Source organism: Micromonospora fluostatini, assembly GCF_050410825.1.
Classification (GTDB): Bacteria; Actinomycetota; Actinomycetes; order Mycobacteriales; family Micromonosporaceae; genus Micromonospora; species Micromonospora rosaria.
The window spans coordinates 5,680,936-5,692,474 of the sequence record NZ_CP191251.1; the positions used below are offsets into that span (position 1 = coordinate 5,680,936).

The following is an 11,539-nucleotide window of genomic DNA, read 5'->3' on the forward strand; positions in this document are numbered from 1 at the left end:
TCAGCGGCCCCCCGCGTCGGTCACCGCGGCGCGCATGATCTGGCCCGCGATCCGGGCCGCCTCGGCGCTGCCGCCGTCGCCGGCCTCCTCCAGCACCACGCAGACCGCAGAGACCGGGTTGCCGTCGCGGTCCAGGGCGAAGCCGATGAACCAGCCGTGGTCCTGCCGGTCCTCGGCGGACTGGGCGGTGCCGGTCTTCCCGCCGACGGTGTAGCCGTTGAAGGCGGCGTTGCGGCCGGTGCCCTCCCGGACCACGTTCACCATCATGTCCCGCAGGTCGCCGGCGACCTGGGAACTCACCGGCTGGCGCAGCTCGCGCGGCTTGGCGGTGTAGTAGGTGGTGGTGCGGTCCGGGGCGAGGAGCTGACGGACCAGGTACGGCCGCATCTGGGCGCCGCCGTTGGCGATCGCCCCCGCGATCAACGCGCCCTGCAACGGGGTCATCCGGACGTCCCGCTGCCCGATCGCGGACTGGCCGAGGGCGGCCTCGTCGGTGCTGCCGTCCGGGTTCTGGATGTCGCCGGTGCGGCTCGCCGCCACCCGGTGGCCGCCCTCGCCGAGCTGGCCGACGGTGAGGTCGTCCTGCTCGAAGCCGAACTGGCGGGCCTTCTCCTTGATGGTGTCCGCGCCGAGCCGGACCCCGAGCTGGGCGAAGCCGGTGTTGCACGACTCGGTGACCGCGTTGAGCAGGGTGACCTGCGGCTCGGGACAGATCGACGGCGCGGCGTTGGTGATCGTGTTGCCGCCGCTGGCGGCCCGCCAGCTCGACCCGGCCGGGATCCGGGTCTGCGGGGTCACCCCGTCCTCCAGTGCGGCGGCGGCCACCACCATCTTGAAGGTGGAGCCCGGCGGGAGGGTCTCGGAGAGCGCCCGGTTCTTCAACGGGCCCTCCGGGTCCTGCTCGTACTTGTTGTACGCCGCGCTGGCCTCCCGGCTGTCGTGGCTGGCCAGCGGGTTCGGGTCGAAGCTGGGCATGGAGACCAGCGCCTGGACCGCCCCGGTACGCGGGTCGAGGGCGATCGCCGCGCCCCGGCTCGCCCCGTTGCGGTTGTTGCGCAGCCCGTCGTACGCCGCCTTCTGCGCCTGCCGGGAGAGGCTGAGCAGCACGTTCCCGCCGCCGCTCTCGTCGCCGGTGAACATGTCCTTGACCCGGTTGGCGATCAACTGGTCGCTGGTCCCGGCCAGGAACTCGTTCTCCAGCCGCTCGATCCCGGTGTCGCCCAGGTTGACCGGCTTGTACCCGATGGCGTGGGCGTACTGGGCCCCGGCCGGGTAGGTGCGCAGGTACTTGAGGTTTCCCTCGGTGGCCTTGCTGGTCGCCAGGGCGGTGCCCCCGGCCTCGATGTTGCCCCGCCGCCGGTCGTACTCGGCGACCTGGACGCGGCCGTTGTAGTCGCTGGTCCGGTACTCGTCGGCCTTGTACGCCTGGACCCAATTCAGGTTGGCGAAGAGCAGGCCGAACAGGACCATGACCACCACACCGACGCGGCGCAGGGGTGCGTTCACGGGCGAATCACCTCCGTGGGGGCACCGTGCAACTGCTGCGGCGGGCCGCCGCCGGGGCGGGCCGCCGGGCCGCCGCCACTGGCGACCGGGCGGCGGGCCGCGTCGGAGACCCGGAGCAGCACCGCGATGATCAGCCAGTTCGCCATCAGGGACGACCCACCGGCGGAGAGGAACGGGGTGGTCTGACCGGTGAGCGGGATGAGCCCGCTGATCCCGCCGACGATCACGAAGACCTGGAGGCCGATGGTGAAGGAGAGGCCACCGGCGAGCAGCTTGCCGAAGGAGTCCCGGACCGCCAGCGCGGCCCGCAGCCCCCGCTCGACGATCAGCAGGTAGACGATGAGCAGCGCGGAGAGCCCGAACAGGCCGATCTCCTCGCCGATACCGGCGAAGATGAAGTCGTTCTGCACCTCGGGGAGGATGCCCGGCTCACCGCCACCCGGCCCCGCCCCGAACAGCCCGCCGGTGCCGAGCGCGAGCAGCCCTTGGACGAGTTGGTAACCCTTGTCGGTGGGGTCGGCGAACGGATCGAGCCAGATCTCCGCCCGGACGTAGAAGTTGGCGAACGGCCCCCCGACCGTGCTGCCGAGGACGTACGCCATGTAGGCCCCGACGAAGAACAGCATCAGGCCGATGAGCAGCCAACTGACCCGTTCGGTGGCGATGTAGAGGGTCACCACGAACATGCCGAAGTACAGCAGCGAGGTGCCCAGGTCCTTCTGGAAGATGAGGACCATGAGGCTGATCGCCCAGACCACGAGGACCGGGCCGAGGTCCCGGCCCCGGGGGAAGTCGATGCCGAGGAACCGGCGGCTGGCCAGGGAGAGCACCTCGCGCTTGCGCACGAGGTAGTAGGCGAAGAAGACCAGCAGGGCCAGCTTGGCGAACTCACCCGGCTGGATGGAGAAGCTGCCGACCCGGATCCACAGCTTCGCGCCGTTGATCTCGGAGAACCGCGCGGGCAGCACCGCCGGGATCATCACCAGCACGATGCCGGCCAGCCCCAGGGTGTACGCGTACCGGGAGACCGACCGGTGGTCGCGCATCAGCACCAGCAGCCCGGCGGCGAGCAGCACCGAGATCAGCGTCCAGAGCAACTGGCGGCCACCGATCCCGGCGAAGGTGGCCAGGTCGGCCCGGTCCGCCGGGGCGGCGTCGTCGAGGTCGAGGCGGCGCAGGAAGCCCACCCCGATCCCGTTGAGCAGGGCCACCGCCGGCAGCAGGGCCGGATCGGCGAACGGGGCGAGGAACCGGACCACCACGTGCACGCCGAGGAAGACGGCGGTCAGCGCGGCGGCCGGCACCCAGAAGTCCGAGGTGACCGTGTCGAGCAGGGTCGCCTCGATGGTCGCCTGGTACGCGGCGACCAGCACCATGGCCAGCAGCAGCAGCGACAGCTCGGAGTTGCGCCGGGACCGGGCCAGGCGCACGCCGGACTGCTCGCCCGTGGGGGGCGAGATAGCCGGGGTGGCCGCTGCGGTCACGCGTCGTCCCTCGGGTTCGAGCCGGCGCTCACTCGGCCGACCGGCAGCCCGCCGGGTCGAACACCGGCGGAACCGTGTCGGTGGGGAGCACGTCGGGCGTGGTGGTCGGGGTGGGCGTGGCGGACGCCTCCGGCCGGGGGCTGCGCCCCTCGGCGCTGGCCGCCGCGCTGGCCCGGGGGCTCGGCGGGGCCGACGCCTCCGGCGACTCCGGCGCGCTCGGCGACGGGCTCGGCGGGCAGAGCGGCTTCAGGTTCGGGTTGGTCGGGTCGTCGCTGGTCAGGTCGGCCAGCCGACGTGCCGCGTCGGTCTCGCTGCGCGCCTGGATGCCCTGCTTGACCTGCTCCTGGGCGGCCAGGGTGAGGTCGTCCAGCAGCACCGGGCTGGTGGAGTGCAGGGTGGAGAGGTCCATCCCGGCGACCTGGCCGGGCACCCCCCGGAAGACGGCGAGCTGCCCGGCGTCGGTGGCGCCGACGTAGTACTGCCGCTGGGTGTAGCTCCACCCGGCGAAGAGGCCACCGCCGATGATGACCAGCAGCCCCACCAGCATGGCGGCGGTCCGGACCGGACGACGCCTCGGCTGGTCCGGCTCGTCGTCGCGGCCGGCGGGCGGCTCCTCGGGAGCCGGCGGGCGGGGCGCGGAGAGGGCCGAGGCGCGGGCCGCCGGGGTGGAGACGTCGGCGGAGGTCGCCATGCCCCGGTCCCGGGCGGCGGCGCCCCCGACGATCGGGGACGACTCCACGATGTCCCGGTCGGTGGCGTCCGCGATGATCACGGTGATGTTGTCCGGGCCACCGCCGCGCAGGGCGAGCTGCACCAGACGCTCGACGCACTGCTGCGGGTCGGTGTACTCCCGCATGGTGTCCGCGATGGTCTCGGCACTGACCACCCCGGAGAGCCCGTCGCTGCAGATCAGGTACCGGTCGCCGGGGAGCACCTGGCGGACGCTGTACTCGGGGTCGATGTCGCGGCCGTCCAGCGCCCGGGTGAGCAACGACCGCTGCGGGTGGCTGCTCGCCTCCTCGGCGCTGATCCGGCCCTCGTCGACGAGCATCTGGACGTACGTGTCGTCCTTGGTGATCTGCGCGAACTCACCGTTGCGCAGCAGGTAGGCCCGGGAGTCCCCGATGTGGACCATACCGATCTTGCTGCCGGAGAAGAGTGTCGCGGTGAGGGTGGTGCCCATCCCCTCCAGTTGGGGGTTGGCGTCCACGGTGTCGCGGAGTTGTTGGTTGGCGGTGCCGACGGCTGAGCGCAACGCGTCGACGAGCGCGTCACCAGGGACGTCCTCGTCGAGCGGCGCCAGGGCACCGATCACGATGTTGCTGGCGACGTCACCGGCGGCCATGCCGCCCATACCGTCGGCAACGGCGAGAAGCCGCGGCCCGGCGTAGACGGAGTCTTGGTTGCCGTCTCGGATCAGACCGCGGTCGCTGTGGGCCGCATAGCGCAGGGTCAGAGTCATGGCCGTAATTCGAGGGAAGTGCGGCCGATCCGGATCGGCACGCCGAGGGGGACGGGGGTTGGTCCGGTGACCTTAGCGCGATCGAGGTACGTGCCGTTAGTCGAACCGAGGTCCTCGACGAACCACTGCCCGTCACGCGGCACCAACCGGGCGTGCCGTGCCGAGGCGTAGTCGTCGGTGATGACCAGGGTGGAGTCCTCGGCCCGCCCGATGGTGATCTGCGCTTCGCCGAGGGTGATCCGGGTGCCGGCGAGCTGACCGGCGGTGACCACCAGCTGGTGCGCGGCCCGCCCCCGCTTGACCTTCGCCGGTTTCGCCGGCTGCTGCCCGGCCGGGGCGCCCACCGCGCGTGGGGCGGCCACCAGCCGACCGGACCGGGCCCCCGCGAAGAGGTCCCGGCGGATCACGCCGACCACCGTGAAGACGAAGATCCACAACAGGATCAGGAACCCGAACCGGGCGACGGTGATGACGAGTTCCGGCAAGGCGGGTCAGCCGTCCACGCGGAAGGTCAGGGTGGTGGTGCCGAGCTGGATCATGTCACCGGGGTTGAGCGCGACGGCGGAGACCCGCTGGCCGTTGACCATGGTGCCGTTGGTCGACCCCAGGTCGGTCAGCACGACCTGACCACCGTCGAAGTCCAGCCGGGCGTGCCGGCGGGAGATGCCGACGTCGGGCAGGCGCAGGTTGGCCTGGTCGCCACGGCCGATCACGGTCGAACCCATCTGGAGGGGGTACGTCCGCCCGTCGCCGGAGACCAGCCGGACGTTGCGCCCACCGCCGTGGCCGGGCGGAGGGCCGTAGCCGCCGCCCTGGTCGTAGGAGGGGTACCCGGGCGGGCCCTGGTCGTAGCCGCCCTGGTCGTAGCCGGGCGCGGAGACCGGGGCGACGTCGCCACCGGTGTAGACCTCGGCGGTGACCCGGAACATGCCGGTGTCGAGGCCCTCACCACGCTCGATCTCGACGATCACGTCGCCGTAGACCGTCCAGGCCTGCTCGCCGATGAACTCCGCCTGCGACTGGGCCAGCTCCTGGGCCAGCGCGGCGGCGTACGGCGCCAGCCGACTGTGGTCGTACGGCGAGAGATCGATCACGTAGCGGTTGGGCACCAACGTGCGCCCACCGGCCAGGATCGCCTTGTGCGCCTCGGCCTCCCGCTGCATGGCGTTGAGGATCTCCACGGGGTGGACCACCCCTTTGAAGACCTTGGCGAAGGCCCCTTCAACCAGGCCTTCCAGTCGCTTCTCGAAGCGTTGCAGCACGCTCACCGGCTCCTCCTCGGGTCCCGAGGACATGATGGTATCCGGCCGGCGCGCGTGCAGCTCACACGCCGCTCGACCGCCTGTCGTCGGCCCGCTCGGACGGGCCGCTGCTGTCGTGCTACTCTTTCGTCCGCCACGAACGGTAACCGATCAACAGGCACGTTAACCGATCACTGGAACGGTGTCCGAGCCTGGGACGGTATCCGATCGCGGCAATGGTCAGGCTCAGCGTAGTATGTGCCGGGCCCGCTGGAGACAGCGGGATCGGGGCCGCTACAGTGATCCCGGCAAGCCACGGGGAAGTGGCGGAATGGCAGACGCGCACGGTTCAGGTCCGTGTACCCGAAAGGGTGTGGGGGTTCAACTCCCCCCTTCCCCACCACCAGACGAGGGCCTCGCACGATGCGGGGCCCTCGCTTCATGTCAGGGCGTGCCGGGCGTCACGCTATGCTCCGATGGTTTTTCTGCCTCCCATGGACCAGGAGTGGCGTGTGACTGTCGCGTTGGTGACCGGATCAGGCGGTCTGATCGGATCGGAGGCGGTACGGCACTTCGCCGGTCTCGGGCTCGACGTCGTCGGGATCGACAACGACATGCGGCAGGAGTTCTTCGGCGCCGAGGCGTCGACCGCGTGGAACGTCCGCCGGCTCGCCGACGACCTGGGCGACGCGTACGCGCACCACAGCATCGACATCCGGGACCGGGACGCGCTGGGCCGGCTCTTCGCCCGCTACGGCCGGGACATCGCCGTGGTGATCCACACCGCCGCGCAGCCCTCCCACGACTGGGCCGTCCGGGACCCGTTCACCGACTTCGACGTCAACGCCGCCGGCACCCTCAACGTGTTGCAGAACGTGCGCGAGCACTGCATCGAGGCACCGGTGATCCACTGCTCCACCAACAAGGTCTACGGCGACCGCCCCAACAGCCTGCCGTTGGTGGAGTTGGCGACCCGCTGGGAGATCGAGCCGGGGCACCCGTACGAGCAGGGCATCCGGGAGGACATGTCGATCGACGCCTGCCTCCACTCGATCTTCGGCGCCTCGAAGGTCGCCGCCGACGTGATGGTGCAGGAGTACGGCCGCTACTTCGACATGCGGACCGCCTGCTTCCGGGGCGGCACGCTGACCGGCCCGGCGCACTCGGCGACCGAGCTGCACGGCTTCCTCGGGTACGTGATGCGGGCGAACATGGAACGCCGGACGTACAAGATCTTCGGATACCAGGGCAAGCAGGTGCGCGACGCGATCCACAGCTCGGACGTGGTCTCGGCGTTCGAGGCGTTCTTCCGCAACCCCCGCTCGGCGGCGGTCTACAACCTCGGCGGCGGCCGGCACTCCAACGTCTCCAACCGGGAGGCGTTCGCGCTGGCCGAGCAGATCACCGGCCAGGAGATGGTGACCGAGTACGTCGAGGCCAACCGGATCGGCGACCACAAGTGGTGGATCGGCTCGAACGAGGCCTTCCAGGCCGACTACCCCGACTGGAAGCAGGTGTACGACGTACCCATGATCATGCGGGAGATCCACGAGGCCAACATCGACAAGTGGGTGTCGGCCGGATGAGCGGGCACACCGGCGACGACCGCCCGGCGACGGGCGTGCGGGAGGTGCGGCGGTGACGGCGCAGGGCAAAAGGAACGTCCTCGGCGTCCTGGTCGACGCCACCGACTACGCCTCGGCCACCGAGCAGGTGGTGGCCGCCGCGTGGGAGCGGCGACCGCTGGCGCTGACCGCGCTGGCCGTGCACGGGGTGATGACCGGGGTGCTCGACCCGGCGCACAACGCCCGGCTGAACTCCTTCGACGTGGTCACCCCGGACGGGCAGCCGGTGCGCTGGGCGCTCAACCTGCTGCACCGGGCCAACCTGTCGGACCGGGTCTACGGCCCGCTGCTCACCCTGCACGTGCTGCGCCGCTTCGCCGAGGAGGGGCTGCCGGTCTACCTCTACGGCTCCACGGAGGCGACGCTGTCCCGGCTGATCCCGGAGCTGGGCCGGAAGTTCCCGGCTCTCAAGATCGCCGGGGTGGAGCCGTCGAAGTTCCGCCAGGTGCAGCCGGGCGAGGACGTCGAGATCGCCAACCGGATCCGGGCCAGCGGGGCCCGGCTGGTGCTGGTCGGGCTCGGCTGCCCCCGCCAGGAGGTCTTCACGTACGCGATGCGTCCGCTGCTGGACATGCCGATGATGGCGGTCGGGGCGGCCTTCGACTACCACGCCGGACTGCTGAAGAACCCCCCGCCGTGGATGCAGAAGGTGGGGCTGGAGTGGTTCTGGCGGCTGGGGCTGGAGCCGAAGCGGCTCTGGCGTCGGTACGTGATCCTCAACCCGGCGTACCTGGGCCGGCTGGCGGCGCAGAAGACCGGGCTGTGGAAGGCCCCGGCCCCGGCCCCGGCCACCGAACGCCCCCGTACCTTCGCCGTCTGAGCCCGACCCGGGGGGCCGGCAGCGGCTGAGCCCGACCCGGGGGCCGACGCACGAGCGCGTCCCCTCCGGGTTGTCGTGGCCACCCTCTCGACCGGGCCACGACAACCGGGACGGAACGCGCTCGGCGGCCCGACCCGGCCCCGTGGACGGGGCCGGGCGGGACGCGGTCGATCAGAGGGTCAGGCTCCAGGTGTCGAGGTGGCCGGTGTCACCGGAGAAGACGTCGCGCACCCGAAGCTGCCAGGTGCCGTCCGCCGCCTCCGACGACAGGTTCACGGTGTACGTCGCGTTCACGTTGTCCGCACCGTCGAGGATGCTGCTGTTCTTCAGCCGGTACGCCGAGCCGTCCGGGGCGAGCAGGTCGATGACCAGGTCACCCCGGTAGGTGTGGACGATCTGCACGGCGACCGAGGCGGACGCCGACGCGGCCCGGCCACAGCCGGCGATCACGATCGGGCTGGTCGCCCCGGCCAGGGCGGCGTCCGGGATCGCCACGTCGGTGCCGTTGCTGCCGGAGCAGCCACCGCCGGGGCCGGTCACCGTCAGGCGGTACGTCGCCGTCCGGGTACCCGACGCGGCGGTGCCGGTCACGGTCACCGGGTACGTCCCGGCGGGGGTGCCGGCGGCGGTGGCCACGGTCAGCGTCGACGACCCGCCCGAGGTGACGCTCGCCGGGCTGAACGTGGCGGTCGCCCCGCTGGGCAGCCCGCTGGCCGAGAGGGCGACCGTCTGGGCGGAGCCGTTGGTGGTGGCGGTGGCCACCGTCGCGGTGACCGAGCCGCCCGGCGCGGTCGAGCCGCTGGTCGGCGACACCGCCACCGAGAAGTCGTCGGTCGGCGGCGGGGTGTCCCCGTTGACCACGTAGAGCAGCTTGTTGGGCGAGCCGGTGCCCGGGTTGGGGATCACCCCGTCGGTGGCGTTGTTCACCAGGTAGTCGCGGACCTGCTGCGGCGTCCAGGACGGGTTGACGCTGGCCACCAGGGCCGCCGCGCCGACCACGTGCGGGGTCGCCATCGAGGTGCCGTTGATGGTGTTGGTCGCCGTGTCGTTGGTGTGCCAGGCGGACGTGATCGCCGAGCCGGGCGCGAAGATGTCCACGCAGGTGCCGATGTTGGAGAACGACGACCGGCTGTCGGTGTTGGTGGTCGAGCCGACCGTGATCCCCTCGGTGGTGCGCGCCGGCGAGACGTTGCAGGCGTTGGCGCCGCTGTCGTTGCCGGCGGCCAGGCCGTACGTCACCCCGGAGTTGATCGAGTTCCGGACGGCGGTGTCGAGAGAGGCGTTCGCCCCACCGCCGAGGCTCATGTTCGCCACGGCCGGCTTGACCGCGTTCGCGGTGACCCAGTCCACCCCGCCGATCACCCCGGCGTTGGTGCCGCTGCCGGCGCAGTTCAGCACCCGGACGCCGACCAGGGTGACGCCCTTGGCCACGCCGTACGCGCCGCCGCCGACGGTGCCCGCCACGTGCGTACCGTGGCCGTTGCAGTCGTCCGCCGCGCCGCCGTCCACCGCGTCGAACCCGGAGACGGCCCGGCCACCGAAGTCGCTGTGGCTGAACCGGATCCCGGTGTCGATGATGTACGCGTGCACGTTCCCGGCGGTGTTCGGGTAGGTGTAGGAGCTGTCCAGCGGCAGTGCCCGCTGGTCGACGCGGTCCAGGCCCCAGGAGGGCGGGTTGGGTTGCGTCCCGGCGATGGAGACGGTGTGGTTCTGCTCGACGTACGCGACGGCCGGGTCCGCCGCGATCCGCGCGGCGGCCTTCGCGTCGACCGTGACCTCGAAGCCGCGCAGGGCGGCCGAGTAGGTGCGGGCCACCGCCCCGCCGTGCCGGCCGGCCAGCCGGCCGGCGGTGTCCCGGACCTTGCCGCGCTCGACGGCGGTGTCCTTGAACACGACGATGTAGCTGTCCGCCACGGCGGTGGCCCCGCCGGCGGCCCGGATCGGGCCGACCGGCTCGGCTGCCATGGCGGGGGTAGCGGCCGCGAGCATGGCGAGCGCGGCGACTCCGACGAGGACGGACCTGTGTGGGATACCCATTTCCCTACCTCCCTCCGACCGGCCACGGTCGAACCGAACCAGTGACTACGGAACGACGTCGGCCGATCACGCTGAGGCTAGGGGAGATCACAAGAGATTTAAACATGTCGAACCTTCCATCACGCCGGCACGATGACCCCTACGGGGTGCGGTACGGGAGAGGCGGGGTGGCGTCCCGGATTCGGTCGGCCCGCGAATGGGCAAGGGTAGAGACATGGACAGCCATCTCACCGTTCTGCTGACGGTCGCCGCCGTCTGGCTCGCCGCCGGGATCGTCGCGGAGGGGATGCCCCGGCTTCACCGGGCCCGTACCCTCCGGCGGCGGGTGCACTGGCTGTTCGGCCTCACCCTGACCGGCCTCGGGTTGACCGGGGCGGTGCTGATGGCCGGGTTGCAGAGCCCCGGGGCGGCCCCGGCCGACCGGGCCGCGGCGGGCCTCGCCCTCGCCACCGGGCCGGCGCTGCTGGTCGCGGTCTGCACCCTCCGTCGGCTGCGCCGGCTCTCCGCCGGTGCGGGGGCCTTCGCCTCGGCCCCGCGGACGCCCGCGCCGCACGGCCTCCGGGCCGCCGCCGCGCACCCGCTGATCGGGCTGCCGCTCCAGGTCACCGGCGTGGCCACGGTGGTGGGGGTGCTCTCGGCCAACGGTTTCGGCGTGCTCGACGGCCCGGGGATCACCGGCCCGGCGGTCACCGTCGCGGTGCTCGCCATGACCGCCGTCGCGGTCCGGCACGCGCTGCGGCACAACCGGCTCGCCGAGCGGGCGCTGTCGGAGCCGGCCGCCGCGCTGCGGGAGCCGACCGGCGACCTACCGCGTACGACCGCCGGAGCCCTGCACGTATAGCAGTTCCAGGATCGCCCGGGTCGCCTCGAACCAGCGGTCCAGCCAGCCCGGGGGCGGCACGCTGCCCTTGGGCGGCAACTCCAGCAGCAGACCGCGCAGGAGCGGGTGGTCCACCAGCGACTCGCTCGACTCCCCGGCCCACCGGGACGGCGGGAACGAGGGCTCGGTGAGCGGGTTCGGGTCCAGCGACGGCAGGGACAGTGGCGACGGCACCTGCTCCGGCGCGGACGGCATCCCGGTGCGCCCGTCGAGGTCGCCGTCGGTGGAGACCACCTCCGTCAGGACGGTGTCCCGGCGGGCGCCACGGTACTTGCCACCGAACCGTTCCGGCTTGCCCGGACCGTTGGTGTGGTTGTCTGACCCGATCGTCGTCATCCGTCTCGCCTGCCTCGCTCGGTTCCGGATTGCTGTGGCGGGCTGTCGACCAGCGCCGTAACGAGGGGTACAACGAGACGGACCGGAAGTGGCGACGGCCTCGGCCACGCCGTCGCCGCCGACGGCCGCCGAGCACGCCGAGGGACGC

Annotated in this window: 10 protein-coding genes and 1 tRNA gene; 4 read left to right on the forward strand and 7 right to left on the reverse strand. The window is 71.9% G+C overall.

Annotated elements, in window-relative coordinates; genetic code table 11:
* From ACQUFX_RS25215 to ACQUFX_RS25235, 5 genes are read right to left on the reverse strand one after another with little or no spacing between them, the layout of a single operon-like run.
* Nucleotides 1–1,506: a peptidoglycan D,D-transpeptidase FtsI family protein gene (locus tag ACQUFX_RS25215; RefSeq protein WP_428962743.1), complete on the reverse strand. Its 1,506-nt coding sequence runs from the start codon at nt 1,504–1,506 to the stop codon at nt 1–3.
* Nucleotides 1,503–2,990, reverse strand: coding sequence for an FtsW/RodA/SpoVE family cell cycle protein (locus ACQUFX_RS25220; protein WP_428962744.1), 1,488 nt, complete (start codon nt 2,988–2,990; stop codon nt 1,503–1,505). The genes ACQUFX_RS25215 and ACQUFX_RS25220 overlap by 4 nt, the downstream gene beginning before the upstream one ends.
* A gap of 28 nt (nt 2,991–3,018) precedes the next feature.
* Complete coding sequence (locus ACQUFX_RS25225) at nt 3,019–4,452, reverse strand: PP2C family protein-serine/threonine phosphatase (RefSeq protein WP_428962745.1); 1,434 nt, start codon at nt 4,450–4,452, stop codon at nt 3,019–3,021.
* Nucleotides 4,449–4,937 carry an FHA domain-containing protein FhaB/FipA gene (locus ACQUFX_RS25230; protein WP_067364025.1) on the reverse strand — a complete coding sequence of 163 codons (489 nt, stop codon included), beginning with the start codon at nt 4,935–4,937 and terminating at the stop codon, nt 4,449–4,451. Before ACQUFX_RS25230 ends, ACQUFX_RS25225 begins: the two co-directional genes overlap by 4 nt.
* A gap of 6 nt (nt 4,938–4,943) precedes the next feature.
* On the reverse strand, nt 4,944–5,747 hold the full coding sequence (locus ACQUFX_RS25235) for an FhaA domain-containing protein (RefSeq protein WP_067364028.1): 804 nt from the start codon (nt 5,745–5,747) through the stop codon (nt 4,944–4,946).
* 263 nt (nt 5,748–6,010) lie between these two features.
* Between ACQUFX_RS25235 and ACQUFX_RS25240 the strand changes: the two genes are divergently transcribed.
* From ACQUFX_RS25240 to ACQUFX_RS25250, 3 genes are all read left to right on the forward strand, one after another.
* Nucleotides 6,011–6,096: transfer RNA gene (locus ACQUFX_RS25240), tRNA-Leu, on the forward strand.
* A 109-nt stretch (nt 6,097–6,205) separates the two neighbouring features.
* Nucleotides 6,206–7,279: an NAD-dependent epimerase/dehydratase family protein gene (locus tag ACQUFX_RS25245; protein ID WP_428962746.1), complete on the forward strand. Its 1,074-nt coding sequence runs from the start codon at nt 6,206–6,208 to the stop codon at nt 7,277–7,279.
* 52 nt (nt 7,280–7,331) lie between these two features.
* Complete coding sequence (locus ACQUFX_RS25250; protein WP_428962747.1) at nt 7,332–8,138, forward strand: WecB/TagA/CpsF family glycosyltransferase; 807 nt, start codon at nt 7,332–7,334, stop codon at nt 8,136–8,138.
* Nucleotides 8,139–8,309: 171 nt separating this feature from the next.
* Here the strand turns inward: ACQUFX_RS25250 and ACQUFX_RS25255 are convergent, their stop codons facing one another.
* Entirely contained in the window at nt 8,310–10,175 is a 1,866-nt protein-coding gene (locus ACQUFX_RS25255; protein ID WP_428962748.1) for a S8 family peptidase, read from the reverse strand.
* A 214-nt stretch (nt 10,176–10,389) separates the two neighbouring features.
* Here ACQUFX_RS25255 and ACQUFX_RS25260 point away from each other — a divergent pair, with 214 nt between their 5' ends.
* On the forward strand, nt 10,390–11,016 hold the full coding sequence (locus ACQUFX_RS25260) for a hypothetical protein (RefSeq protein ID WP_428962749.1): 627 nt from the start codon (nt 10,390–10,392) through the stop codon (nt 11,014–11,016).
* Here the strand turns inward: ACQUFX_RS25260 and ACQUFX_RS25265 are convergent.
* A complete protein-coding gene (locus tag ACQUFX_RS25265) occupies nt 10,981–11,391 on the reverse strand; it encodes a hypothetical protein (RefSeq protein WP_428962750.1) in 411 nt (136 codons plus the stop codon). The two genes, ACQUFX_RS25260 and ACQUFX_RS25265, sit on opposite strands and share 36 nt — an antisense overlap.
* Nucleotides 11,392–11,539: the final 148 nt, after the last annotated feature.

Excerpts from the sequence above, each read along its gene's own strand:
- ACQUFX_RS25225 (WP_428962745.1), bottom strand. The coding sequence starts at position 4,452 with ATGACTCTGACCCTGCGCTATGCGGCCCACAGCGACCGCGGTCTGATC.
- ACQUFX_RS25235 (WP_067364028.1), bottom strand. The coding sequence starts at position 5,747 with ATGTCCTCGGGACCCGAGGAGGAGCCGGTGAGCGTGCTGCAACGCTTC.
- ACQUFX_RS25255 (WP_428962748.1), bottom strand. The coding sequence starts at position 10,175 with ATGGGTATCCCACACAGGTCCGTCCTCGTCGGAGTCGCCGCGCTCGCC.
- ACQUFX_RS25260 (WP_428962749.1), top strand. The coding sequence starts at position 10,390 with ATGGACAGCCATCTCACCGTTCTGCTGACGGTCGCCGCCGTCTGGCTC.
- ACQUFX_RS25265 (WP_428962750.1), bottom strand. The coding sequence starts at position 11,391 with ATGACGACGATCGGGTCAGACAACCACACCAACGGTCCGGGCAAGCCG.